26 protein-coding genes and 1 tRNA gene are annotated in these 24,626 nt (G+C 64.9%); 15 read left to right on the top strand and 12 right to left on the bottom strand.

Annotated elements, in window-relative coordinates; genetic code table 11:
• Positions 1-155: 155 nt before the first annotated feature.
• The gene (locus tag ACSBM8_RS05375) at positions 156-3,038 is read left to right on the top strand and encodes a tetratricopeptide repeat protein (protein ID WP_442680628.1); all 2,883 of its coding nucleotides are present in this window, start codon (positions 156-158) and stop codon (positions 3,036-3,038) included.
• A 36-nt stretch (positions 3,039-3,074) separates the two neighbouring features.
• On the opposite strand, the gene ACSBM8_RS05380 is transcribed toward ACSBM8_RS05375, so the two are convergent.
• Positions 3,075-4,223 (bottom strand): acyltransferase family protein, encoded by a 1,149-nt coding sequence (locus ACSBM8_RS05380; RefSeq protein ID WP_442680629.1) that lies wholly within the window; start codon positions 4,221-4,223, stop codon positions 3,075-3,077.
• 100 nt (positions 4,224-4,323) lie between these two features.
• On the opposite strand from ACSBM8_RS05380, the gene dapB reads away from it, so the two are divergent.
• The 3 genes from dapB to ACSBM8_RS05395 all read left to right on the top strand — a co-directional run bounded on the left by dapB (position 4,324) and on the right by ACSBM8_RS05395 (position 5,912).
• Entirely contained in the window at positions 4,324-5,082 is a 759-nt protein-coding gene (gene dapB, locus ACSBM8_RS05385; RefSeq protein ID WP_442680630.1) for a 4-hydroxy-tetrahydrodipicolinate reductase, read from the top strand.
• A 41-nt stretch (positions 5,083-5,123) separates the two neighbouring features.
• Complete coding sequence (gene nth, locus ACSBM8_RS05390; RefSeq protein ID WP_442680631.1) at positions 5,124-5,789, top strand: endonuclease III; 666 nt, start codon at positions 5,124-5,126, stop codon at positions 5,787-5,789.
• Between the two features lie 46 nt (positions 5,790-5,835).
• A tRNA-Arg gene (locus tag ACSBM8_RS05395) sits at positions 5,836-5,912 on the top strand.
• Positions 5,913-6,006: 94 nt separating this feature from the next.
• Here the strand turns inward: ACSBM8_RS05395 and ACSBM8_RS05400 are convergent.
• The 3 genes from ACSBM8_RS05400 to ACSBM8_RS05410 are packed head-to-tail and all read right to left on the bottom strand — an operon-like array spanning position 6,007 to position 6,698.
• On the bottom strand, positions 6,007-6,234 hold the full coding sequence (locus tag ACSBM8_RS05400) for a helix-turn-helix domain-containing protein (protein WP_442680632.1): 228 nt from the start codon (positions 6,232-6,234) through the stop codon (positions 6,007-6,009).
• 53 nt (positions 6,235-6,287) lie between these two features.
• Positions 6,288-6,539, bottom strand: a complete 252-nt coding sequence (locus ACSBM8_RS05405) for a hypothetical protein (RefSeq protein WP_442680633.1) — start codon at positions 6,537-6,539, stop codon at positions 6,288-6,290.
• Positions 6,540-6,572: 33 nt separating this feature from the next.
• On the bottom strand, positions 6,573-6,698 hold the full coding sequence (locus ACSBM8_RS05410) for a hypothetical protein (protein ID WP_442680634.1): 126 nt from the start codon (positions 6,696-6,698) through the stop codon (positions 6,573-6,575).
• A 637-nt stretch (positions 6,699-7,335) separates the two neighbouring features.
• On the opposite strand from ACSBM8_RS05410, the gene ACSBM8_RS05415 reads away from it, so the two are divergent.
• Positions 7,336-7,620, top strand: coding sequence for a hypothetical protein (locus tag ACSBM8_RS05415; protein WP_442680635.1), 285 nt, complete (start codon positions 7,336-7,338; stop codon positions 7,618-7,620).
• Between the two features lie 11 nt (positions 7,621-7,631).
• Here the strand turns inward: ACSBM8_RS05415 and ACSBM8_RS05420 are convergent, their stop codons facing one another.
• Both ACSBM8_RS05420 and ACSBM8_RS05425 read right to left on the bottom strand, forming a co-directional pair.
• Entirely contained in the window at positions 7,632-7,886 is a 255-nt protein-coding gene (locus tag ACSBM8_RS05420; protein WP_442680636.1) for a hypothetical protein, read from the bottom strand.
• A 309-nt stretch (positions 7,887-8,195) separates the two neighbouring features.
• Positions 8,196-9,005: a hypothetical protein gene (locus ACSBM8_RS05425; RefSeq protein ID WP_442680637.1), complete on the bottom strand. Its 810-nt coding sequence runs from the start codon at positions 9,003-9,005 to the stop codon at positions 8,196-8,198.
• A gap of 324 nt (positions 9,006-9,329) precedes the next feature.
• Between ACSBM8_RS05425 and ACSBM8_RS05430 the strand changes: the two genes are divergently transcribed.
• Complete coding sequence (locus ACSBM8_RS05430; protein WP_442680638.1) at positions 9,330-9,620, top strand: hypothetical protein; 291 nt, start codon at positions 9,330-9,332, stop codon at positions 9,618-9,620.
• Between the two features lie 634 nt (positions 9,621-10,254).
• Here ACSBM8_RS05430 and ACSBM8_RS05435 read toward each other — a convergent pair.
• Together ACSBM8_RS05435 and trxC are read right to left on the bottom strand one after the other, a co-directional pair.
• The gene (locus ACSBM8_RS05435) at positions 10,255-10,911 is read right to left on the bottom strand and encodes a DsbA family oxidoreductase (protein ID WP_442680639.1); all 657 of its coding nucleotides are present in this window, start codon (positions 10,909-10,911) and stop codon (positions 10,255-10,257) included.
• A 48-nt stretch (positions 10,912-10,959) separates the two neighbouring features.
• Positions 10,960-11,409: a thioredoxin TrxC gene (trxC, locus tag ACSBM8_RS05440; RefSeq protein ID WP_442680640.1), complete on the bottom strand. Its 450-nt coding sequence runs from the start codon at positions 11,407-11,409 to the stop codon at positions 10,960-10,962.
• A gap of 278 nt (positions 11,410-11,687) precedes the next feature.
• On the opposite strand from trxC, the gene ACSBM8_RS05445 reads away from it, so the two are divergent.
• On the top strand, positions 11,688-12,431 hold the full coding sequence (locus ACSBM8_RS05445) for a dienelactone hydrolase family protein (protein ID WP_442680641.1): 744 nt from the start codon (positions 11,688-11,690) through the stop codon (positions 12,429-12,431).
• 19 nt (positions 12,432-12,450) lie between these two features.
• Here ACSBM8_RS05445 and ACSBM8_RS05450 read toward each other — a convergent pair whose 3' ends face one another.
• Complete coding sequence (locus tag ACSBM8_RS05450) at positions 12,451-12,954, bottom strand: UrcA family protein (protein ID WP_442680642.1); 504 nt, start codon at positions 12,952-12,954, stop codon at positions 12,451-12,453.
• A gap of 188 nt (positions 12,955-13,142) precedes the next feature.
• Between ACSBM8_RS05450 and ACSBM8_RS05455 the strand changes: the two genes are divergently transcribed.
• Positions 13,143-13,589 carry a hypothetical protein gene (locus ACSBM8_RS05455; protein WP_442680643.1) on the top strand — a complete coding sequence of 149 codons (447 nt, stop codon included), beginning with the start codon at positions 13,143-13,145 and terminating at the stop codon, positions 13,587-13,589.
• Between the two features lie 60 nt (positions 13,590-13,649).
• Here ACSBM8_RS05455 and ACSBM8_RS05460 read toward each other — a convergent pair whose 3' ends face one another.
• Positions 13,650-14,249, bottom strand: a complete 600-nt coding sequence (locus tag ACSBM8_RS05460) for a hypothetical protein (RefSeq protein ID WP_442680644.1) — start codon at positions 14,247-14,249, stop codon at positions 13,650-13,652.
• Positions 14,250-14,338: 89 nt separating this feature from the next.
• Positions 14,339-14,788, bottom strand: coding sequence for a hypothetical protein (locus ACSBM8_RS05465; RefSeq protein WP_442680645.1), 450 nt, complete (start codon positions 14,786-14,788; stop codon positions 14,339-14,341).
• Positions 14,789-14,980: 192 nt separating this feature from the next.
• Here ACSBM8_RS05465 and ACSBM8_RS05470 point away from each other — a divergent pair, with 192 nt between their 5' ends.
• The 6 genes from ACSBM8_RS05470 (at position 14,981) to ACSBM8_RS05495 (ending at position 22,195) form a co-directional block, all read left to right on the top strand.
• A complete protein-coding gene (locus ACSBM8_RS05470; protein ID WP_442680646.1) occupies positions 14,981-15,820 on the top strand; it encodes an SDR family NAD(P)-dependent oxidoreductase in 840 nt (279 codons plus the stop codon).
• On the top strand, positions 15,820-17,337 hold the full coding sequence (locus ACSBM8_RS05475) for an AMP-binding protein (RefSeq protein WP_442680647.1): 1,518 nt from the start codon (positions 15,820-15,822) through the stop codon (positions 17,335-17,337). The genes ACSBM8_RS05470 and ACSBM8_RS05475 overlap by 1 nt, the downstream gene beginning before the upstream one ends.
• 164 nt (positions 17,338-17,501) lie before the next feature.
• The gene (gene paoA / locus ACSBM8_RS05480) at positions 17,502-18,128 is read left to right on the top strand and encodes an aldehyde dehydrogenase iron-sulfur subunit PaoA (RefSeq protein ID WP_442680648.1); all 627 of its coding nucleotides are present in this window, start codon (positions 17,502-17,504) and stop codon (positions 18,126-18,128) included.
• Positions 18,125-19,078 carry an FAD binding domain-containing protein gene (locus ACSBM8_RS05485; RefSeq protein WP_442680649.1) on the top strand — a complete coding sequence of 318 codons (954 nt, stop codon included), beginning with the start codon at positions 18,125-18,127 and terminating at the stop codon, positions 19,076-19,078. Before paoA ends, ACSBM8_RS05485 begins: the two co-directional genes overlap by 4 nt.
• Positions 19,075-21,297, top strand: coding sequence for an aldehyde oxidoreductase molybdenum-binding subunit PaoC (gene paoC / locus ACSBM8_RS05490; protein ID WP_442680650.1), 2,223 nt, complete (start codon positions 19,075-19,077; stop codon positions 21,295-21,297). Before ACSBM8_RS05485 ends, paoC begins: the two co-directional genes overlap by 4 nt.
• A 214-nt stretch (positions 21,298-21,511) precedes the next feature.
• Positions 21,512-22,195 (top strand): CDP-alcohol phosphatidyltransferase family protein, encoded by a 684-nt coding sequence (locus tag ACSBM8_RS05495; RefSeq protein ID WP_442680651.1) that lies wholly within the window; start codon positions 21,512-21,514, stop codon positions 22,193-22,195.
• A 196-nt stretch (positions 22,196-22,391) separates the two neighbouring features.
• Here the strand turns inward: ACSBM8_RS05495 and ACSBM8_RS05500 are convergent, their stop codons facing one another.
• Positions 22,392-23,573: a Gfo/Idh/MocA family protein gene (locus tag ACSBM8_RS05500; RefSeq protein ID WP_442680652.1), complete on the bottom strand. Its 1,182-nt coding sequence runs from the start codon at positions 23,571-23,573 to the stop codon at positions 22,392-22,394.
• A gap of 73 nt (positions 23,574-23,646) precedes the next feature.
• Between ACSBM8_RS05500 and ACSBM8_RS05505 the strand changes: the two genes are divergently transcribed.
• The gene (locus ACSBM8_RS05505) at positions 23,647-24,603 is read left to right on the top strand and encodes a VOC family protein (RefSeq protein WP_442680653.1); all 957 of its coding nucleotides are present in this window, start codon (positions 23,647-23,649) and stop codon (positions 24,601-24,603) included.
• The last annotated feature ends 23 nt before the right edge of the window (positions 24,604-24,626 follow it).

The following is a 24,626-nucleotide window of genomic DNA, read 5'->3' on the forward strand; positions in this document are numbered from 1 at the left end:
AGAGAAGGGGCGAACCGCGTGGCCGCCGGTACCGCGTCTCAAGCAGATGCGCGCCAAAGGCGTGGCGATAAGGCGCCATCGCACCGCCGTCGCAACCGACCCGGCGGCCCGACGTTAGATTCCGACGCACCGACAGTTTCGCTATAAGGACCTTCATGCAATCTGTTCGCGATGGCATGGACGCCGACCTGCAAGATGCCGAAGCCGTTATCGCGCGGTTGATACCGCTCGCGGGACCGCAGGCGGCGGCGGATCTGCAGGAGCATCTGGCCGTCGCCTGGTTCCGCAAAATCGATGCCCTCGACCGTTCGGGCCGCCCCGCCGAGATGATCGAGGCCACCGACAGATTGTGCGCGCATTTCGATCCTGCCGAAGCCGGCCCGGCCATGTCGCAGGTCGTCGCCTGGATCGCGCAGGCACAGCGGCTGAAGGCCGGCGCACTGGTCCAACTGGACCAACCGGTCGAGGCGCGGGACGTCATGCAGCAGATCCGGACGCGGTTCGGCATATCGGAGGCGGCCGACGTGCGCGAGGTCGTCGCGACCACCGGGGTGGAGGAAGCCGTGTTGCGATCGCACGCGGATACGCCGTTCGCCAAGGTCGACATGATGCGGCACTGCGCCGCGCTGATCGAGAAGTTCGGCAAGGACGATCGTGCGGGCACGCGCCTTGCGACGGCACGCGCCCGCGCCTTGCAGGCTCGTTTGCTGGCAGAATTGGACGAGCATGACAGGGCGCTGCAGAGCTATACGGCCTTGCATCGCGATCTGGCGAAGGCATCCGATCCGGCGTTGCAGGAACAGGCGGCCGACGCGCTGCTGGCGCAGGCGCGGCTGCTGGCGACATTGGGCCGGAGCGAGGAAGCTCGGGCCGTATTGAACCAGATCGTCGCGGCCTATCGCAGCGCGACCCACCCCGGCCAGCGTGCGACGCTGGCTTTGGCGCAGACGGATATCGTGCTGGACCTGTGGCGCCGACGCGATCCCGACCAGGAGGACACGGCGGAAAGGCAGACGCTGCTGGAGGCGCTCGACGCCGTCGTGCAGGATCATGCCGATGCGGGCGACACCGTGGCGTTGCGCTGCGTCAACAAGGCGTTGCGGATGAAGGCGGAGGTGCTGCGCGCCAGCGCCGCGGCCGAAGATAGGGCTGTCGCGGATCTGCTGACCGACGGCCAATGGGCGCGATATGCCGATCATGACGATCTATCGATCCAGCAGGACGTGATGCTGGCGATGCTGGATCGGCTGGACGACGCGCCGCCGGTCGATGCGCTGGCGGGATATCGCCGCATGCTCGCGCGGTTCGGCGCAAGCGCGATAGGCATGCTGCAGCCGACATTGGCCCGCGTGCGCCTGCTGGAAGCGTGGGCGCTGCGGCAGCTGGGGCGGCCGGCCGAAGCGCTGGCCGCGCTCGTCGCACTGGATGCGCATTGTGCCGGATCGAGAGACAGCGGTGTGCGGCTGTGGGCCGTGCAGGGCCGGATCGAGCAAGCGCGGATTTTGCGGGAAGATGGCGATCACGATTCCGCGCTGTTCGCGTTGGAGAATATACCGTCCGCCGCGGATCTGGCCGTGGACGGCGCGGAGGCGCCCGTGCCGTTGCGCAAGGCAATCGTCCGGGCGATGGCGTTGCGCGCCGAGCTTTGGCAGGATCAGCTTCTGGCGCCCCCGGCGTCACGGGACGGCGATGAGGAGCAAGCGGAAAGCGGGCCGCTCCACGCCACACAGCGCCAGCATGGCATCGCGGTCGCCGCGCTGCGCGAACGTTTCGCAGCCGATCCCTCGCCCGACATCCGTGCCCGCGTGGCCAGCGCTTCATATGATTATGCCGTCGACCTGCGCCGCCACCGCCAGTTCCAGCGCGCGGCCGACAGCTACACAGACTATCTGGCCGTCTTTGCCGCGGACACCTGTCCCGCCGTGGAGGAAACCACCGCAAGTGCCTATCTCAATCTCGGCTATCTGCTGATGCAATTGATGGATCAGCCGGCCGCGGCGCTGCCGATTTACGATGCGCTGATGGCGCGCTTCGCCAACGCCACGGGTGACGGGATGCGGGACACTCTGTCCAAGGCGGCGGCAAGCAGGCTGACATGCCTGAACCGGTTGCAGCGTGACGGCGCAGCCCCGAGCTATGGCACGCAATATCCCGATCTGACGCTGGCGGAACGCACCGCCATTTCCGATACGATCAAGCGTGGACGTCAGCTGGTCGATGCGGAGCAACACCGCCCGGCCATCGCCTGCTTCGACGAGGTGCTGGCCGCGCATGGGGAGGCGGTCCATCCCGAACTGCGGCGGCTGTGCGTCGATGCGATGGTGCGCAAGGCTTATTCCCTGTCGCGCCTCGCGCAGCGGGAGGATGCGCTGGCGGTAAGCGACGCGCTGATCGCGCGCTATGGCAGCGATCTGTCGATGGAGATTGAGGAGGATGTGGCGTTGGCGATGTCCTATCGCGCCATCCAGCTGGACAAGCTGGGCCGTCATACCGAGGAAGTCGCGACCTATGACGATATCATCAGGCGCTGGGGGGATTCCGACGTAAAGTCGTTGCGAGAGCGGGCGGCCAGCGCGCGCTTCAACAAAGCACTGACGATCGCGGATCGCGATCTGGACGGCGCATTAAGGCTGTTTCTTGGCCTGATGGACGATCTGAAGGCGCCGTTGGCGGCGATGCGACTGCGTGCAGCGAAAGCGGCGGTGGAATATGCGGCGCGGCTGCGTCGGGCCGGCCGCTATGCGGAAGCGATTGCGGGCGCCGAGGCGCTGGTAGCGGCGTGCGGTGCCGATGCCGACATCGCGATGGCGGCGCAGGTTGTGAAAGCGCGCATCGGGCTGGCGGACTCTTATGGGCAGGCGGGCCAGCCCGAGCGCCAGGCCGATGAAATCGACGCGTTATTGGCGCTGCCCGGCGATGCCCTGACCGGCGCGCAACGATCGACACTGCGGGCGGAGCTTGGCCGGATCAGACCAGCCGCCACCGCGATCGGGCGGGCGGCGCACGCGTTGGGCGGCTTGTTCGGCAAACGCCGCTAAACCATCGGACCCTTCCGGTTCGTCGTCTCAAACGCTTCACAGCCGGAAGTGGATGGCCCGCCGATGGAGCGGCCACAACAGCGCCAGGATCAGCATCAGAATGGCCAGCGCGCAGAGGAGCGATGCGATTTTCGGATCGGCGACGATCGTCTGCGCCAGCGCCATGCCCCACGCCTGCGGCGTCTGCGTGCCAGCCCGGAAGATCGGGTAGCTGCTGAAGATGCCGAGCAGGATCGATAGCACGAACGCAAGGGTCGCATTGCCGCCCAGGACCCGTAGCGGATAGGCGGCGATGCGCGCGGCGTGGCTGCGCAGCGCCAAAGCGAGCAGCGCGAACAGGATCATGCTGACGCCGCTGCTCAGCAACGCGAAGCTGCTCGTCCAGATGCGCTTGTTGATCGGGACAAGCGGATCGAACGCCAGGCCGCCGACGACAAGCAGGGCGCCCGCCACCGCCAGCACCAGCATGCCGCGCAGGGTGGGCGCCTGCTTCCACGCCCATCCGGCCAGCACGCCGATCAGGACGTTGGCGGTCGCCGGCAAGGTGGAGAGCAGCCCTTCGGGATCATAGACGACAGTGCCGTCGGCATCGGTGCCCAGCGACCATAAATGCCGCGTGGTGAAGATGGCGCGGTCGATGAAGGCGGTGAGATTGCCTGCGGGATCCAGGCGGCCCGGGCCGAAACCGGGCACCGGCACGAAGGTGAGGAGCGCCCAATAGACCATGAGCAAAACCACGATCGCGCCCCCGATCGTCGCGACGCTGATCGTGGCCAGACCATCGTCGCGTCGGCGTGCGCTCAGCAGGACGAGGCCCGCGCCGATCGCGTAGCAGAGCCCGATCCGCTGAAGAATTCCGGGCAGACGCCATTCGGTGACGCTCAGACTGCCCAGCAGATTGAGCGCAAGGCCGAGCCCGATCAAGGCGAGCGTCCGGCGCACCAGCCGGGACCAGCTGCGCGCGCGATCCGTCTCCGACAACGCGCGTGGGAAGGAGAGGCCGACCGCCACGCCCACCGAAAACAGGAAGGTGGGGAAGACCATGTCGGTCGCGGTGAAGCCGTTCCAGGCGGCATGATCCAGCTGTTCGTACAGGTGGATCCAGGATCCCGGGCTGTTCGCCAGGATCATGCCGGCCACCGCGAGGCCGCGCAGCGCATCCAGCGCGATCACCCGTTTCGTCATGCCCGGTCCCTCATGGCCGGACGCTATCCAGCCGGGTCACCGCTGGCAACCGGCGTGACGGCCTCTCGCCAAGGCGAAACCCTTGTGCCAGATGGCGCGCATGAACGTCAGGATCGGGATCATCGGAGCGTCCGGCCGCATGGGCCGCGCCATCGCCAACGCCGCCGCCGCGCAGGATGCCGTGATTGCCGGCGGCATCGACCGCGAAGGTGCGGTCGACGGCGACTATGCGGATGCGGCCGCGCTTGCGGCGGCTGCGGACGTGCTGGTCGATTTCTCCACGCCCGATGCGCTGGCCGAAACGCTTGCCGCGGCGCGCGGGGCCGGAACGCCGATCGTGATCGGCACGACCGGGCTGCAAGCGGACCATCATGCGGCGATCGACGCGGCGGCGGCCGAGGTGGCGATCCTGCAGACGGCGAATACGTCGCTCGGCATGAACGTGCTGCGCCGGCTGGTGGAGCAAGCGGCGCGCGTGCTCGGCACCGACTGGGATATCGAGATCGTCGAGATGCACCATCGTCACAAGCTCGACACCCCATCGGGTTCGGCCTTGCTGCTCGGCGCATCGGCCAATCTGGGACGGGGGGCGGAGAGCGCGATCGCGCTCAACCGGTTCGATCGCATGCAGGAGGGGCCGCACGCGCGCGAAGAAGGCGGCATCTATTATGCCAGCCTGCGCGGCGGATCGGTGGCGGGCGACCATCAGGTCGTGTTCGCCACCGACGGCGAGCGGATCGAGCTGGGCCACCGGGCGGAAAATCGCAGCATTTTCGCCAAAGGCGCTGTCCGGGCCGCGCTGTGGCTCGCGGGCAAGCCGGCGGGGCGCTACACGATGGCGGACATGTTGGGCTTTTAGATCTTGGCGCACCCCTTTCCGCACTGGAGCCCGCAGTGCCGATGAAGCGCGACGCCGTCTTCGAATTTTACCGCCGGCTGGCGGAGCTCAATCCTTCGCCGGAAACCGAGCTTCAATATGTGAACCCTTATACGCTGCTGGTGGCGGTGGCGCTGTCGGCCCAGGCGACCGACGTCAGCGTCAACAAAGCGACCCGGCGCTTGTTCGAGACCGTGCGCACGCCGGAAGCGATGGTCGCGCTCGGCGAAGAGGGCCTCAAGGAGCATATCAAGACGATCGGCCTGTTCAACATGAAGGCCAAGAACGTGATCGCGCTCTCCCGAAAACTGATTGCGGAGCATGGCGGCGCGGTGCCGGAAGACCGTGCCGCACTGGAGGCACTGCCGGGCGTTGGCCGCAAGACTGCCAATGTCGTCCTGAACGTGGCGTTCGGACACGACACGATCGCGGTCGACACCCATATCTTCCGCGTCTCCAACCGGACCGGCCTGGCCCCCGGCAAAGATGTGCTGGCGGTCGAGCTGAAGCTGGAGAAGGTGACGCCGCAGCCGTTTCGCAGCCACGCCCACCATTGGTTGATCCTGCACGGCCGCTATGTCTGCAAGGCGCGCAAGCCGGAATGCTGGCGCTGCGTGGAAGTGGATCTGTGCGCCTACCGCCCGAAAACGCCGCCGCCCAAAACAGCCGCCGCAAAATCGCAGGCATGATTTGCCGGAGCGCGCGGGCTTTGCTAAGCGCGCTTGCAACGCACCGGCACCCGTAGCTCAGCTGGATAGAGCGCTGCCCTCCGAAGGCAGAGGCCAGGGGTTCGAATCCCTTCGGGTGCGCCATTTTTTGATGGCTGAGCGAGTATGGCGCTAGTGATTGCGGCCCCCGGGTAGCACCGGGGTAGCACGCGCTGAAGTGGCACCGGCGGCCTAACAATCACGATTTAATCTCCGCGTTCGGGAGCTCCGCCAGGTAGCGGCGAAGTTCGTCGGTAAGGATGATGGTGCTCGTGCCGCGCTTCTTCGCGGTGAGACGGCCGGCGGCCATGTCGTCATAGAGGCTGGTCTTGCCGATGCCCGTCGCCGCGATGGCTTCCTTGAGCGTGTAGGCAAGCTTGGGGGCGGCGGACGTGTCGTCAGCGTGGCCGTGGGATTCCTTAAGCATTGTCGCTCCTTTGTGAAAAAGGGCCGGCGGCGACCCGCCGCCAGCCCAAAGGTTTAGATGAAGGCTACCAAGTCTCGCTCGACGGCCAGCGCGAGCGGCCGCACTAGCTCAGCGTGCCAATCGTTAAGAACCGCTCGTGCCAGTCTCTGCGCACGCCAGAGCATTGCCTCCGGCGAGTCAGCGCGCCGGTTGCCGATCGCACGCTCTGCGGCGGCTATAGCTCGGCGATCCGCTTCGATCGGGCCTCCCACCCGATCGAAGGCTGCGGCCTCGAGCGCGTAGAGTTCGGTGCAAGTCGTCATCATCGGCTGCTGCTGTATCGTCCCCCCGCTCATGTATCAGCCTCGCGCCGAGTTGCGCTGATCGGTCAGGGCCTTGACCTTGTGCTGCTCAAACCACTCAATCCGGCCGCCGCCGATCAGAACGTGAAAGCCGAGCCAGTCGCACGAGATGTGCCAGCCCATACCGTCCCCTTCTTCGTTAACCGCGTCGAAGCCGTATTGGCCCCACTCGCAAACGGGCAGGAGGGCGCGCAGCCGTGCGCGAACCCCCCTTAAGAATGAGGAAGTGGGATTGGCCGGAAGTGGGCGGGCTGTATGGGCTGAGTAGCCATGATCGTCTCCTGATTAGACGGTTGCGGTAGGGTCAGGTCGGCGCGCCCACGCCTCGTGGCCCGATTCACCTTGTGCGGTGAATGCCGGGTAACGGTCAAGTAGCTGATTTATAACGGATTTATCCGTCACTGGTCCGTTGGTTGACGGATAGGTCCGTCACATCATTTCGCTCGGCTCGCTCTGCTAACCGGCGGCCACGATCAAGCGCCTTGGCTTGAAGCGCCGCTCTTACCCTTTCGATTGGGGCTTCTCGTCGCCAGCCATGGTCTGCATTGTCTCCGCGACGATTTCCGCACCTTCCTCAATCCCGAGTATTATGTGGGGAATGGGAGGTCGGGGCAGGCCATGCCTTTTATCGGGAGGCGTTCGGCGCCCCACGATCTTCACGCATCGCGATCCGCGTGAGCCCGACGCTGCAGATTACTATCGGCGGTGTGTCGATCGCCTCCGCTCGGTCCTGGCCTAGGATGAAACCAAGCTTCTCGTTATGGCGTCCCTCGAGCGGCACCGTGACGAACGTACGTTCTTCGACTTGGCCGCTGAATTGGACGCACGGGGTGCCGGGGCGATGCTGCTGGCCATCAACCTGAATCAGCGGCAGCAAGGCGATGTGGGCGACACCGGCTTTCACACGGATTGCGCGGTCGGACCCCACCGGTTGCTGCGCTACGATGCCCGATCCGTTTGCCGCGGGCTCGTCTTCGACGAATGGCTCGACGACATGAACTTCGCCGGGCTGATCACACAGTACCGGATGGAGTTGATTAGGTAGGGCGGTGGGCGTCAACCTTCTTGAGTGGGTAAGGCTGCCGCGCGCAGTTGTTCAAGAACCTCGGCGGTGCGCACCAATCTTTCCGGCGGTACTGTGCCGGTCAATTGCGTTGCGGAGGCCTCGGAAAACGTGTCGGCGATACTGAAGGCCTTTTCGACGACATGGCGCCGACCGTCTGCAATGATTGCCAAGCATAGGCCGACCACCAACGACTGCAAGGCCATCCCCTCTGCGTTGAGGTTTTGAAGATCCGCTTCCGTGCTCAAAAATTCTCTCCCTGCCTCGCTTGTTTGCAACCAGCCACGTCGGCGCAGGCTTCAACGACCGCGGCGGCAGCGGCCACTATGGCGGAAGCCGGTACGATCCAGCCGAATAGCTTCTGCCCGCGGCTCAGGGCTGCTCCTACTCACCTCAATAGCGCGCCCGTCCCAATAAATCTTCCCGTCACCGTCGACGCCTAGGAAGTCCATGCCGTCGCTCGAAATGGGCCTTCTCCCATCCGGCCAATGCGGCCGTCTCTCGCCGGTGGATTGCGCTTCGTGTCGACGCTCACCCATTAAGCCCCTCCCCCGCATTCACGATTGTTGAAGCATCTGATCTATCTCGATTTCCAACGGTGCGAGGGAGTTGATTCGCTCCGGACGGAATAGCGCGAGACCTGACTTGTGCCTTTTGTTGAAAACGTCGGTCCAGGCGTATTGGATCAGGACTCGGATACTGGCTGTATAAGCTCCCGAAATCAGCATGTCCCTTTCTTCGTCGGACAGCCATCCCGGCTCCGCTCTGCTACTGGTGACATGGTAATACCCAGTATCTACACTGATTCCTGCTCCAATCGGCCGACCTGCCAGATCGTCAACTTCTATCCGCGGGGTGCTTCGTGAAAAGCCTTCGCTACCCGCGCCATTCTGGCGGAATACAATTGAAATTCTGGCGTACCAGCTAAAGTCGGCGGCCGGGGACTGTCCTGCATTTATAAATTTTAGTCTTACGAAAAAATGTGGATCTTCATACTTTAGCCAGGCTTTCTCGATTGAGACGTACGCCCGCGTTTGCGCCTCGCCAATGTCACGCGCGATGCGATTGGCGGCCATGGCTTCACGTAAGCCCATCCGTCCTTGGATGATCGTACCGATTAATCCGGCCACACCGAAGAGCCCGACCCAAAAAGCCCATTTCGCCCAATAGACGCTGCCCTCTGCCGCATACGCCGCATGCCATTGGGCACATAAGTCGCTCTCGGTGCTTCCTCTTGGAGCGGAGCAAGGTTGGCGATATCCTTGGTCTGTGGCCGCCGCTGGCGGAGTGGACAGCGAAGCTGCGTTGTCACTTGCCGCGTACCTCTCACGTACGTAGCGATAGGGGTCGGAGCCAGTTTTCGTCATCAGACCAGCCCCCCACCCAACTACCAGAAGGCCTAGAGCGGCTGGTAAGGCGAGGCTTCGATCGCTTTTGGGCATCGAAACTTCTTTCCGAATCCGGTGGCAAAGTCGATGTTATTTAATCTGGCGGGTCAGGCCGGCAGGCAGCGGTCGAGGCGGTGCTTTGGATATGATTCCGGCAGCGAACGCCCATAACCGCACTTGGTTTGCGTGGATCGTTCTCGCCAAAATGAATATAGATTTGGTCCGGTTCGGCAATTAATTTGCAGGCTCGAATCGATGCGGGCAGTTGGCTGATGAAGCGTGACTGCGTGGGGCGGGGCGGGCGTGGTGAAGCTACTGCAGCTTTCTGTGTTGTTGATTTTGCTCGGCTGCTCGGATCGGCAGCCGCCCGAGGACAAGGCGGCGCAGTGTGAGACGCAAGCACGCAATCATTTCCCCCAGGCCGAGGGCGAAGACTCCATCCGCTACCAGACCGACGGTCCCGCCGCAGACATGGCGGAAGCCTGCATGAAAGCCCAGGGATACGCTCACGGCGGTCCAACAGCCAATGCTGCATGCTATCGCGAACCTGATGTCGGCTCGTCTTTCAAAGCAGCATGCTACTATCGGCTGTAGGGTAGAACCCAATCCTGCTCTTGTGCCGCCAGTGCCGAGCGCTAGCCATCTCAGCCTAATCCGTCGCGGAACCAAAGCTGGATCAACGAGTCCCCCTGTGGAACCCGATACACGGGCAGGAGGCTTACAATGAAGATGTTGAGAGGCATTCTGATCGCCGCAGGCATTGCGCTTGCTGCCGGATCAGTGACCGCCGCAGCCGACGCACAGCCGCGCGATCGGTATGAGCAATCTCGTTACGGAAACCACCATGGCAACCGTTACGGAGAGGATCGTCGTTGGCGCAACCGCGGTCACCGTCGGGGCTGGCGCAATGATCGCCGCCGTTGTCGTACCGAATACCGTCACCATCGGCGCGTGAAGCGCTGCTGGTAATCCAAACAGGGCGGTGTCGTTCGGTGCGACACCGCCTACCATTTGCTTGCGCGTTGCGCCTGGCAGAAGACCTCAACGCTTCGTCGCGTCGTCACCCGCTGGGGAACCATACGGAGTAGGCGACCTCCGCGATCTAAGTCTGCCCAACGTGCAGCACACCGACCCCGCATTGCCTCGCAGGACTGGGCCTGCCTCCCTCTCCAATGCCTTCCTGCATTGTCACGCTATGGAGACGGGGGGCAATGACACATTTTGGTGTTCAGGCCGCCGCCATCTCGGCGGCGATGCCGCGGAGGGCCTCCTCGAAGGCTTCGGGGGGCTGGCCGCCGGAGATCAGATAGCGTTCGTTGATGACGACGGCAGGCACGGCCGTGATGCCGCGCGACTGCCACAGCCTCTCCTCGGTGCGCACCGCCTCGGCATATCGATCCGAGGCGAGAATTGCCCGTGCTTCGCCCGGATCCAGCCCCACTTTTTCGGCGGTAGCGACAAGCGCATCGTGGTTCGAAGGATCACCGCCGTCGGTGAAGTAAAGCTGGAACAGGGCTTCCTTGAGCGCCTTCTGCCGGCCCTCGCTTTCGGCCCAATGCAGGAGGCGATGCGCATCGAACGTGTTGTAGATGCGCCTGCCGTCGGCCATCGCCATCGTGAAGCCGAGTTGGGCGGCCCGATCCCGGATCATGCTGCGGTTCGCGGCGGATTGCGCGGGCGTCGACCCGTATTTCTGCGCGATATGCGCATCGAGATCCTGTCCCTCGGGCGCCATATCCGGATTGAGCTCGAAGGGGCGAAAGACGATCTGGGCATCGACGGCGTCCGCGGCGCGCGCGAGGCCCTCTTCCAGTCCGCGAAGCCCGATGACGCACCAGGGGCAGGACACGTCCGAGACGAAATCGATCTTCAGATGGGTGGTCATCGGCTTCTCCTCAAGCGGCGCGCGGCCGCGGCGCTGCCGTGCGCGGAATCATCGTAACGCGCCGCGGGCCCAATCGACGATCGCGCGCTCGCTCATCGCACCGGACTGGCGGGCGACCTCCTTGCCCTTGCGGAACAGGATCATCGTCGGGATCGATTGGATGCCATAGCGGCCGGCAATGGCCCGTTCGGCCTCCGTGTCGAGCTTGCCCAGACGGATCCACGGCTCCAGCTGGATCGCCGCTGCCTGGAATGCCGGGGCCATCTGGCGACAAGGGCCGCACCAGGATGCCCAAAAGTCGACCAGGAGGGGAAGATCGGCGCGCGCGGCATGCGCGTCGAAATTCGCGGATGTCAGCGTTACCGGTGCGCCCGAAAAAAGCGCGCTCTTGCATCGGCCGCAGGTGCCGCCACGACCTATCCTGTCCCTTGGGACACGGTTCGGCGCGGCGCAGCTGGCACAGGTTACGATTAGCGTGTCGGTGGCTGCCGTAGCCATGCCGCTCTCCCTTGATCCGGATTCCAATATGGTGCCGGTGTCGGCTGAGAGAAGTGCTGACGCGTAGCGTGCAGGGTCCGGGGCTCTTGCAGCGGAGCCTGCCCGCCCGACACGGGGGAAGGGCCCGATGCCGTACGCAACGGCCGTTTCAGCGCCGCGCCTTTCAGGAGGGGGATGGCGTGTCTCAGCAGCGCCACGCCATCGAATGCTGTTTGCGATCGCCCTATTGGGGCTATGGCCCTGTGGCACAGTGGCAATGCCGGCTTGAAGGTGAGCGGATGATCTTGCGCAGCGACGAGATACTGGATGTGGACGTGCCCGGACGCGGGGCGATGCGGATGCACATGTTTCGACCGGTGGGGGAGGGGCGCTTCCCGGGCGTACTGCTCTATTCCGAAATCTATCAGGTCACGGCGCCGATCCGGCGGCTGGCGGCGATGATTGCGGGGAATGGCCATGTCGTGGCCGTGCCCGAACTCTATCACGAATATGAGCCGGCGGGGTCGGTTCTGAACTACGACACCGCCGGAACCGAACGCGGCAATGCGCTGAAGGTCACCAAGCCGGTTGCGGCCTACGATGCTGACGCCGTGGCCGGCCTCGGCGCGCTGGCGGCGCATCCCGCGTGCAACGGCCGCCTGGCGACGTTCGGCGTGTGTCTGGGCGGGCACCTAGCGTATCGCGCCGCGCTGGATCCGCGCGTATCGGCGGCGGCCTGCTTCTATCCGACCGACATTCATTCCGGCACGCTGGGCGAGGGACAGTCCGACGATAGCCTCGCGCGTATGGCGGAGTTGAAAGCGGAGGCCATGTTCGTGTGGGGGCGGCAGGATCCGCACGTTCCTTTTGCCGGGCGCGAGGTGATCCGCGCCCGGCTCGAGGAAGTCGGCGCATCCTACGAATGGCACGAGATGAACGCACAGCATGCCTTTCTGCGCGACGAAGGCCCGCGTTATGATCCAGCATTGTTCCTGCAGGCGATAACGCTGACGCTGGCTTTCTATTGGCGCGTGCTGGGGTAAGCCCGTTCGCACTCCCCGACTAAGGCCATATCAAGAGCGTTTCGCAGCCGCGAAAGGCCAGAAAGGTCCTGCATGATGGCGCGCGCAGCGATGCCGAGGGGCCTGGCGGCGGCATTGCCGACGATCGGTCGGCTGAGGCCCCGAACGTGTCGCTCCCGGGGCGCGGGGATGCGGCGGCAGCGGGTTGCGACAGCCCCACATAGGACGACGATGCTTCGATCATTTTGGCCCGGGTCGGCGCGGCGCTTGCGACAGTATCCCGCACGCATAGCTCCACGACATGCCGCATGATCAGACTGGAAATCCCGCCATTCGCCATGCACAGCCGATCCGCCGCTGCGCGGATACGGCGGTCGAGCCGTGCCCTGTCCTGCGCCGTCGCGAGGTCGAGATCGGCGATGGGCACATGTTCCGATCCGTGCGCGGCGTGCGCCCCTGATTCAGGCATCATGGCTATGGAAAGCATTGCGGCGGACAATGTGCACGCGCGCTGGAGATTACCGCGAAAGGACAACCGAACCATAGAAATACGCTCCTGCACCTGCTGCGGTTGATCCGCAGCGAGGCACGCAGTGGCGGTCCGGGCCTTCGCTTGTGCGACACGCCATTGGCGAAAGGTTACCTTTGAAAATCATGGTCCGCTGACGTTGGCCCAAGCTATAAAATGATGCTGGGGATGGGCGGCGAGCCGCATGTGGGACAAGGAAAGCCATGATCGAACGTCAACTGGTTGGGCGCCATATCGGGGATTTTGCCGCGATCCTTGGCTATCCTCTGCTGACCCCGCGGCAGGCGCCGGAAGGCGATCCCGAACATGGGATGGACATGTATATCGAGCAGCCGGATCGAGGCCTGGCCGTGACGGTGGATACGTCCGGCATCTGCACGTCCGTGCAATTCTATGCGGCTGACCGGGAGGCAGGATATCGGGAATATGGCGGCGTCCTTCCGGAAGGGCTGTCGTTCCAGAGTTCGCGCGCCGATGTAAGAGGCGTGCTCGGTACGCCGGTGGCCCATAATGATCGTGGCGGCGTCTTCCCGCCGCTGCGCCATTATCCGTGGGACTGGTTTGCCTATGAGGGCATCAAGCTGCATTTCGAATATGACGACAGCCTGAGCCGCGTTCAGCTGGTGACCGCAATGCCGCTGCCGGGTTAAGGATCGGCGTTGTACGGGACGCCCGCGGCACGGCCGGTGTCACGGCGCGCGCGCCCCGGATCAACCTTCGGAAATATAATACCAGTGCGCCGACAGGTGGCGGCTGCTCATCACGCGCAATGACTGCGGGGCTGATCCGTTCGGGCTGTACTGGAAGGAATTCACCCACGGCGTGCCTCCCGGGGAGGGCTCGCTCAGGCGGATTTCGCCGTTCCGGTCGCGATCATATCCTCCAAGCTTGAGCCGGGTGAGCGCGGCGTGGAGCGCCTGATACGTCGCGGCCGGAACGCGCAATCGGCGCAGCACGTCACCCACATAATATCGGGGTTGCGCTGCGTCGGGATTGGCGCGGGCACGATCATGGGTGATCAACGTCCCGTTGAGGAAGCGATACTCATCCCCGCTTCCCACCTCCAACGCATGAATGGCCGGTGTGACCTGGATTTGCGCGACCAGACGTTCCAGCCGTGGACGATTGAGCCAGAAAAAGCCGGCCGGGGTCGCAAAGGCCCCATAGAAGACGAGGCCGCCGACCGCCGCACAGAGCAGACCCAGGCTGAGCCTCAGCGCCAGCGCATAGCAAAGCAGCAGCAGCACGAGCGACAGGATCGCTGCACCTGCCAGCGCCGGAACATAGTCGAGCAGCCCCCATGCCAGCATGACCGACGCCAACCCGGCGCCGATCGCCGCAAGGCGCCGATATCTAGGCGGTGCAGTTCGGCCGGAGAGCGCGCCGCCGGTGGTCCCGCTCAATAATAGATGTCGACATAGTCGGTCAGATTGTCGCAGGTCTGCATCTGCTGCAGGCGCCAGTAGCGGCGCTTGCCGGTGACGCGGAATTCATATTCGCCGTCGCGGATGCAGCTGCGGCCTTTGTCAGGCGTGTCGCTGATCTCGATCCGGCCCCGGAAGGTGAAGCTTCGCGCATCGATCTGGACAACGTCGCCGTCCAGCGTGACCTGCCCGCCCCCATTTCCCTCGTGCTGTTCCCCCTTGAGATGGACGACGCCGTTCCTGGTCTTGACGTGGAGGTGCCCGCGGCCCGCTGTTTCGAAGCTGATCCACTGCAACGTTATGCCGCTGTTGCGCTGCAGGCGGCGCAAGGCGGCGGCATCGTTGACGATCGTGTGGGTTGTGGGCGGCGCGGCCGGCAAGGGCATCGCGATCAGCAGTAACGAGGCAATGGCGGCAAACCGCATCTTACTATCTCCGCTTCCATATATTCCGGCAGGCGCCGTCCTAGCCGCAAGTCGCGCCTTTTTGAAAGATCGCCTGCTCACCTATCGCCGAGCGTTTCTGGTCCCGGGCACATGAACGCAGCAAGTTGGCCGTAATTACGGAGACTTGATCGGCGCGCTTTACTTCATGGGCAGAACAAGCAAGCTCCTGTGATGACGGCGTCGACCCTGCTGGAACGGTTCCTTTTTCCCCACCAGGCGGTTTCGGCGCAGGCGTTGCGGCGCGCGGTTGCGGGGCGCACGGTGTTGATCACCGGCGCGAGCTTCGGGATCGGCGAACAGCTTGCCCGGCAGATCGGCAGCGCGGGCGGACGGCTGCTGCTGGTGGCGCGCACCGCGTCCCGCCTGGAGGCGCTGGCCGAAGAGATCACCGCGGCCGGCGGAACCGCATCCGTCTATCCCTGCGATCTGAACGATTTGGCGGCCGTGGCGGCATTGGCGGAACGGTTGCCCGCATTTCAGCCCGACATTGTCATCAGCAATGCGGGCAAGTCTATCCGCCGGCCGATGATGGACTCGCTCGATCGATTTCACGACATTACCCGTACGAACAACATCAACTTCCTCAGCCCCGCGCGACTGATCCTGGCGGCGCTTCCCGGAATGGTCGAGCGTGGGGGGCAGATCGTCAGCGTCTCGGCCGCGAACGTCTTGCTGCCGCCCGCGCCCTATTGGGCGGCCTATCAGGCATCCAAGACCGGGTTCGATCAGTGGCTGCGCAGCGCCGCACCGGAATTGCGCGCGCGCGGCGTGGCGGTGACGTCGATCTACCTGCCGCTGGTGCGCACCCGCATGATCGCGCCCACGCGCTTCTATGATGGCGTGCCCGCCATGCAGCCGGATCAGGCGGCCATGCGGATAGCGGCGAGCCTGATCACACGGCGGCGGGCGTGGGCGCCGTGGTGGCTGTCGCCCGTTCATGTCCTGGCCCCCGCGTTGCGCACGCCGTGGGACGCGTGGACCGATCGGCAGCAGCGCCGGGCGCTCCGCTGATGCGGCATGGCCCTTCGCGATTGTGGATCGTCTGCCGGCTGCTCCGGAGCGGGCTGATCCGTCCGCGCGCGCTGTTATCGTTGGTACGGGCCTGGTACCGGTCCGGCCCCAACCTTGTCGCGCTGGCGCGATTTGGGGCGTCGGTGGCGCCGACACCGGCCTTGTTGGGTGACGAGCGGGAAAGCGTCGCCCTGGACGCGTTGGCCGACGACGCCGAACGACTGGCCGCGATCCTGCGAGACGCATACCAGGTTCAGCAGGGCCAGCCGATTGGCATCATGGGCGAGAATGACGTCGCGCTGGTGCGGGCGCTGCTGGCGGTTTCGCGGGTGGGGGCGCGCGCCATTCTCCTCAACCCGCATCTCCCCGCCAGTCAGATCGCGCAGCTGCTGGACCGGCATCGCATCGATATCGTCCTGGCGCCCGGCACAGTGGCGGAGGTTGTGGACCTCAAGCGAACGACCCTCGATCCAGACGCGCTGCTGGCGGCCGATACCGGCGAGGCACCAGCCTTGCCCCGCATCCGGGCGGGGGAGATCGTTGTCCTGACCGGGGGCACGACCGGCTTGCCCAAGGCGGCACGGCGCAAGGCCGGCGCCCCATCGGTCCTGCGCCTGTTCCTTCATCTGATCGCCGCCCTTCAGCTGGATCGGCGCCGCGCGGTCTTCGTGGCGGTGCCGCTGTTTCATGGCTTCGGCCTGGCCGCGCTGATCATTGCGCTCGCGCTGGGTCGAACTGCCTATCTGCGGCGGCGCTTCGATGCGCAGGGCGCCGCCGAATTGATCGGCAGCGGAGCGGTCGACACGATCGCGGTGGTGCCGACGATGGTGCAACGCCTGCTGCCCTATCTGGGTGAGGGTGGGACGTTGCGGTGCATCGTTTCGGGCGGGGCGCCGCTCGCGCCGCAACTGGCACGCCAGGTGAGCGCGCAGTGCGGCGCGGTGCTATTCAATCTTTATGGGACGAGCGAGGCGGGGCTGTCCCTGCTGGCGACACCAGAGGACCTCGCCTCCGCACCCGGAACGATCGGTCGGCCGGTCTGGGGTGTCACGGTGGCCATCCGGGATCCTGCGGGCAAGCCGGTGCCGGCCGGCGGGATCGGCGCGCTGTTCATCCGCAATCGCGCATCGGTGTCGCCGGCCGAGTGGCTTCGTTCGGGCGACCGCGCCAGCCGCGCCGGCGACGGCCGCCTGTTTCTGCACGGGCGCACGGATGACGTCATTCTGTCCGGGGGCGAGAATGTCAGCCCGTGGGAGGTGGAATCGGTGTTGCTGTCGCATCCGGACATCGCCGACGCCGCGGCGGTGGGTGTCCCGGATTCCGATTTCGGGCAGCGGCTGGCGGCGGCGGTGGTCGCGCGGAAGGGCTGCGTGGTGGAGGTCGCGGCATTGCGCGCCTGGCTGTTGCCGCGGATTGCGCGCCATCAGGTCCCGCGCGACATCGTCCTGCGGGAGTCGCTGCCGCTGACCGCGATCGGCAAAGTCGATCGGCGGGCGCTGGCGGAACAATTGGCATGACGGATGGCGCTTGTTGCAGAAGCAGCTGAATTCGGGGCCATTATTTCCTAGGGCGCGATACGCAGTACAGCTAATAGACGCATCAACATTGGTACGTGCAGGATGCCCGCCAAAGATACCGCAGATGCGGGGAAGGGCGTCCGGCATGAAAGGAAGCGGTGATCATGAGCTCTGAACTGGAGATTTCCCGCCGCGGCATGCTGGCGGCGGGCGCGGCGACGGCGGCGCTGACGGTGGCGCCGCAGGTGCAGGCCGAAGCGCGCACGCAGCCCTCGCCCGCGGCCATGCCCGTCAGCTTCACTGTCAACGGGAAGCGGCACGAATTGCAGCTGGATACCCGCACGACTCTGCTCGACACGCTGCGCGAGCATCTGCACCTCACTGGCACCAAGAAGGGGTGCGATCATGGGCAGTGCGGCGCCTGCACGGTGATCGTCAACGGGCAGCGGATCAATTCCTGCCTCAGCCTGGCCGTCCAGCATCAGGGCGACAAGGTGACCACGATCGAAGGGCTGGGCACGCCCGGCGACCTCCATCCCATGCAGGCCGCGTTCGTGAAGCATGACGGCTTTCAGTGCGGCTATTGCACACCCGGGCAGATTTGTTCGGCGGTCGCCGTTTTGGACGAGATCAAGGCCGGCATACCGAGCCACGTGCAGGCCGATATCACCGCATCGCCGCAAGCCACCAATATCGAGATGCGCGAACGGATGAGCGGTAATATCTGTCGCTGCGGGGCCTATTCCAACATCGCCGAAGCGATGGCCGACGTCGCGGGAGAGCGGGCATGAAGCCATTCACCTATGAGCGCGCCAGGACACCGGCCGAGGCGGCCGCGGCGGTCGCACGTCAGCCCGGCGCCAAGTTCCTGGCGGGCGGCACTAACCTGCTCGACCTGATGAAGCTGGAGATCGAGACGCCCGCGCATCTGGTCGACGTGCAGGATCTCAAGCTCGACCGGATCGAGAAGACGCCGGACGGCGGGCTTCGCATCGGCGCGCTCGTCACCAACACGGCGCTTGCCGCCGACGCGCGCGTGCGGCGGGATTATGGCGTGCTGACGCGTGCGATCGTCGCGGGGGCGTCGGGCCAGTTGCGGAACAAGGCGAGCACCGCGGGCAATTTGCTCCAGCGCACGCGCTGCCCCTATTTTTACGATACGAACATGCCGTGCAACAAGCGCAAGCCCGGTTCGGGCTGTGCGGCGATCGGCGGCTATTCGCGCCAGCTGGGCATCGTCGGCACCAGCGATGCCTGTATCGCGACCTATCCGGGTGACATGGCGGTGGCGATGCGGGTGCTGGATGCGGTGGTGGAGACGGTCACGCCCCAGGGCCAGACCCGCACCATCCCGATCGCCGACTTCCACCGGCTGTGGGGCGACACGCCGCATATCGAGACCAACCTGCAACCTGGCGAGCTCATCACCGGCATCACCTTGCCGCGCCCGCTGGGCGGCACGCACATCTACCGCAAGGTGCGCGATCGCGCGTCCTATGCCTTTGCGCTGGTTTCGGTCGCGGCCGTGACGCAGCCGGACGGCACCGGACGGTTCGCGGTCGGCGGCATCGCGCCCAAGCCGTGGCGCGTTGCGGCGGCGGACACTGCCTGGTCGCAAGGCGCCAAGGCGGCCACCGCGGCGCTGCTCGCCAGTGCGCGTCCCACCGAGGATAATCGGTTCAAGGTCACGCTGGTCGAGCGAACCATCGCCCACGTCATGAGCGAAGCGAGGACAGCATGAAGTTCGATACGCCCGCGGGCAAGAATCCGATCGATCAGCTGAAGGTTGTCGGTCGCGCGCATGACCGTGTCGATGGGCCGCTCAAGGTCACCGGATCGGCGCCTTATGCCTATGAGCGCAACGACGTGGCACCCAATGCCGCCTATGGCTTCATGGTTGGCAGCGCGGTCGCCACGGGCCGCGTCAACCGGATCGATAGTGCGCAGGCGAAAGCGGCGCCGGGCGTGCTGGCGGTCGTGACGACGCTGGACATGCCGGGGCCGATGAAGGGCGATATGAACACCGCCAATCTGTTCGGCGGTGCGCAGATCGACCATTATCATCAAGCGGTCGCGATCGTCGTGGCGGACACGTTCGAGCAGGCGCGGGCGGCTGCCCATCTGGTACGGGTGGATTATGCACGCGGGCCGGGCAAGTTCGACCTTGCCAAGGAAGCGCCGCACGCGCCGATGGTCGGCGGCGGGAGCGGCGAGGGCAGCGGCGCGCCCAAGGTGGACGAAGTCGGAAATTTCGCGCGCGCCTTTGCTGCCGCACCGGTGAAGATCGATCGGGTCTATACGACCCCGGACGAGAGTCATTCGATGATGGAGCCGCATGCCACCATCGCCGCCTGGGAGGGCGACAAGCTCACCATCTGGACGTCGAACCAGATGATCGCCTGGAACAAGAACGAACTGGCGAAGGCGCTGAAGCTCGATCCCGCGAATGTGCGCGTGGATTCGCCGTACGTCGGCGGCGGCTTCGGCTCCAAACTGTTCCTGCGCGCGGATGCGGTGCTGGCCGCACTCGGCGCCAAGGCCTGCGGCCGCCCGGTCAAGCTCGCGCTGGCGCGTCCGCAGATCGCGAATAATACCACGCATCGGCCGGCCACGATCCAGCATGTGCGCCTGGCGGCCAACCGGGATGGCCGGCTCACCGCGATCGGCCATGAAAGCACGTCGGGTAATTTGCCGAAGGGCGATCCGGAGACCGCGGTATCGCAGACCAAGCTGATGTATGCCGGCGCCAATCGGCTGACGTCGATGCGCCTTGCCGAACTCCATCTGCCGGAGGGCAATGCCATGCGGGCGCCGGGCGAGGCGCCTGGCCTGATGGTGCTGGAAATGGCGATGGACGAGATGGCGGAGGCGCTAGCGATGGATCCGGTCGCGTTCCGCATCGTCAACGATACGCAGGTCGATCCCGAGAAACCCGAGCGGCATTATTCGCAGCGCCATCTGATCGAGTGCCTGCGCACGGGTGCCGACCGTTTCGGCTGGTCGCAGCGCAATCCCAAGTCGGGTCAGGTGCGGGACGGGGCGTGGCTGGTCGGGATGGGCGTTGCCGCAGGCTTCCGCAACAATATCACGATGACGTCGGCCGCACGCGTGCGGCTGAGCCCCAAGGGGGTCGTGACGGTGGAAACCGACATGACCGACATCGGGACGGGATCCTACACCGTCATTGCCCAGACCGCGGCCGAGATGCTCGGCGTCGGCATGGACAAGGTCGTCGTGCGGCTGGGCGATTCCTCCTTTCCGGCGTCGTCCGGATCGGGCGGGCAGTGGGGCGGCAACAGCTCCACCGCCGGCGTCTACGCGGCCTGCGTCAAGCTGCGCGAAATGGTCGCCCAGCGCCTGGGCTTCAACGCGACCGATGTCGATTTCGCCGACGGCCAAATCAGCGGCGGCGGACGCAAGATCGCGCTGGAGGATGCCGCGCGCGATGGCGACATCGTCGCGGAGGACAAGATCGAGTTCGATCGCGCCTTGTCCAAACACTATCAGCAATCGACCTTCGCGGCGCATTTCGTCGAAGTCGGCGTCAACGCCTTTACCGGCGAAACGCGGGTGCGTCGGATGCTGGCGGTGTGCGATGCCGGCCGCATCCTCAACCCCAAGACGGCGCGCAGCCAGGTGATCGGCGCGATGACGATGGGCGTGGGTGCGGCGCTGATGGAAGAGCTGGCGGTCGACACGCGGTTCGGGTTCTTCGTCAACCACGATCTCGCCGGATATGAAGTGCCGGTGCATGCCGACATCCCGCATCAGGAGGTCATCTTCCTGGACGGGGTCGACGATAAAAGCTCGCCAATGAAAGCGAAGGGCGTGGGCGAGCTTGGGCTGTGCGGCGTCGGTGCGGCGATCGCGAATGCGATTTACAATGCGACCGGCGTGCGCGTGCGCGATTATCCGATCACGCTCGACAAGCATCTGGCGAAACTGCCGCAAATCGCCTGAGCGCGCGTCTCCGCCAGCTGGCCGGCTGAGTGTCGGTCATCGCGTGTCACACTGTTGTCATGCGGCGCCAGCGATCCCACATGGCCTATGCGGCACGGGGGCGACGAGCGCGTCCCGCCGTTAAGCTATGGGCCGGCGGCGGGCGCGACCGCGCAGGAGCCATAGTAAGCTAGCGGGCCTGACGGACGGCTGTGCTCCAAGTCGGGATAAGAAGATGATTGAAAACAACCCGCCGCAAACCGCCACGGTGACCCGCGTCCAAACGAACATATTGGCGGTGACGGAACGGCGCCTGCTGACGTTCCTGTGTGGCCTGCTGCCGTCATGGGTCACGCCCGATCGGCTGACCGGGCTTGGGATGGTCGGTTCCTTCGCCATCTTCGGTGGCTATGTCGCCAGCAATGTATCGCCGGCCTGGCTGTGGCTGACGCTCGTCGGCCTCGTGGTCCAATGGTTCGGGGATTCGCTGGACGGCAGCCTTGCCCGCTACCGCCACATCGAGCGGCCCTCCTACGGCTATTTCGTCGATCATAGCTGTGACGGCCTCACGACGCTGCTGATCCTGGGCGGCATGGGGCTGAGCCCTTATGTACGGCTCGACGTCGCGCTGATCGCGCTGGCAGGCTATCTCCTCCTCTCGGTCCACGCCTTTCTCTATGCGCGCGTCGGCGGCCAGCTGAAACTGACCTTCCTCGCCGCGGGGCCTACCGAACTTAGGTTTGTGCTGATCGGCCTGACGATCGCGATGATGCTGCTCGGCGATAATCCGGGCCTGTTCGGGAAGATATCCGGCTTCGATCTGTTCGTCGGCACGATCGGCAGCATCCTGATCCTGCTCTTCGTCGTTCACACGATGGGCACCGCGCGGGATCTCGCGAAGGTTGATCGGCTTCCCTAGAGTATGATGACTTTACAGTAATCCGTTCGTGCCGAGGTGCGACCGAGTAGCCCGCAGGGCGTATCGAGGGCGTGTATCGAGGCATTGGTGGTAGCATCTCTCGATACGCGCTCTCGACAAGCTCGATCGCTACTCGAGACGAACGGTTCGTGCCAAAGTGATCACGCGTTAGAGGCAATGCCCGATGCGCTCACGCTCAGGCGACGATATCCACCACGGCCGCGGGATCGACGGCGCGCTTATAGCCCCAGTCAGTGCGGATGGGTGCGCCATTCTTGGCTGCGGAATCGAGGATCGCCTGGATCAGGCGGACATCCTGCAACCCTTCCTCGCCGGGAGAGACCATGGGCGCCTTGCCGCGCACGACATCCGCCATCCAGTCCATCTCGCGTTCGAACTGATCGATCTCGGGCACGTCCATGTCGGTGAACTTGCCGCCGTCCACCATCGCGAACTTGTTGCCGCCGTAGAAGGCTCCGGGATCGGCGCGCAGCCGGGCTTTCTCGCCCCATAATTCGAACGACATGGTGGCGTTGTAGTTAAAGGAGGTAGATCCGTTGCAGATCGCGCCGGACGGGAAGCGGAATTGCCAGGCGATCAAATCGTCGACGGTCTTGAAGCGCGGATCGTTGCGATCGGTATTGGCCCAGGCGCGGACCTCCACCGGCTCCTCGTTGAGCATGTAGCGTGCGGCGTTGATGCCATAGATACCCATGTCGCCGAGCCCGCCGCTGCCGGCGAGTTTCTTGTCCAGTCGCCATGCGTCGGACGGATCCGAAAGGGTCGCCTGACGGCCCATGTCCGTCACGAACAGGCGGGGCTTGCCAAGCGCGCCGGACCGGACCTGGCGCATGGCGGCGAGGTTCTTCGGCTCATAGTGGCAACGATAAGCGATCATCAGCTTGCGATCGGCCGCCTTGGCCGCGGTGATCATCGCTTCCGCGTCGGCGATGGTCGTCGCCATCGGCTTCTCGCACAGCACATGCTTGCCGGCCTTGAGCGCCCGGATCGTATATTCCGCATGCATTGCGTTCGGCAGGACGATGTAGACGACCTGGATGCGGGGATCCTGCGCGATCCGATCATAATCGTCGTAGCTGTAGATCGCATCCTTCGGCAGACCCTCCGCCGCCGCGATACGCTCGGCCTTGTCACGATGCCCGCTGACGACGGCAACGAGCCTGGCGCTGCGCGCAGTCCGGAGGCCGGGAATGATCTGACCCTGCGAGAGCTTGCCGAGCCCCACGACGGCGAACCCGATCTTCTGATCCTTCGCCAAGGCTGGACGGGATTTTGCCTGCGCTTCGGCGGCTGCCAGCGCGGCCGCGCCGGCCACGCTCATCTCGATCAACGTGCGGCGCGAAATTTCGTTCGGCATCCTGATTCTCCCTGTCCCCCCGACCTTTGTAGGGCTGGTCGACACAGCATAAGCCGTTATGATTGCGCTAACAATGATCGCGGTGTCCCGCGGCGGGGGAGAGACGATGAAGCGCGCCATGGGGTTTGCCCTCGCCATAATCGGAACCGGTGCGCTCTTTGCCGCCGTGCCCGTCCGTCCGCCGATCACGTCGGTTTCCCATATCGCGGTCTATGCGGCGGACCCGGCCAAGAGCGAGGCGTTCTACGTTCACGATCTGGGCGCCGTGAAGCGGCCTGATCCGGAAAATCCGGCGGGTGCGCGTTATTATTTCAGCCCGACCCAGTTCGTCGAAGTCCTCCCGCTGCCGGGTGGGACCGCATCGATGAACCGGCTCGATCATGTCGGCTACAACACGGCCGACGCCGACGCGATGCGCACCTACCTCGCGTCGCGCAAGGTCAAGGTGCCCGCGCGTGTGACCAAGGCGGCCGACGGCAGCAAATGGTTCGAGGTGACCGATCCCGAGGGCAATCGGGTGCAATTCGTGCAGCCGCCCGTGTCGCCGCCGACGATCGCGGCCAATCCGCTGTCCGACCACATCATGCATGTCGGCTTCATCATCCATAATCGCGGCAACGAGGACGCCTTCTGGCGCACCATCCTGGGCTTCCGGCCTTATTGGTTCGGCGGGATGAAGGAGGATCGTCCGACCTGGATATCGCTGCAGGTGCCCGACGGCACCGACTGGCTGGAATATATGGTGGTCGGCACGCCCGATTCGCTGGGTATCCCGCCGACGATGAAGGCGGCCGATCTGGGCGTGCTCAACCATTTCGCGCTGGGCGTCCACAATACGCGCGATGCCTATACGTTGCTGTGGAATGGCGACCGGCTGAAGGGGCAGGACGGCGTTCCCAAGATCGGGCGTGACGCGAAATGGCAGCTCAACCTGCTCGATCCGGATGGGACGCGCGCCGAACTCATGGAATTCCACGCGATCGGCAAACCCTGCTGCTCGCCCTTCACGGGCACCGACCCGGAAAAATAAGCGCATCGAAGTGAAGGATTACG

Source organism: Sphingomonas sp. ASY06-1R, assembly GCF_052180265.1.
Classification (GTDB): Bacteria; Pseudomonadota; Alphaproteobacteria; order Sphingomonadales; family Sphingomonadaceae; genus Sphingomonas_I.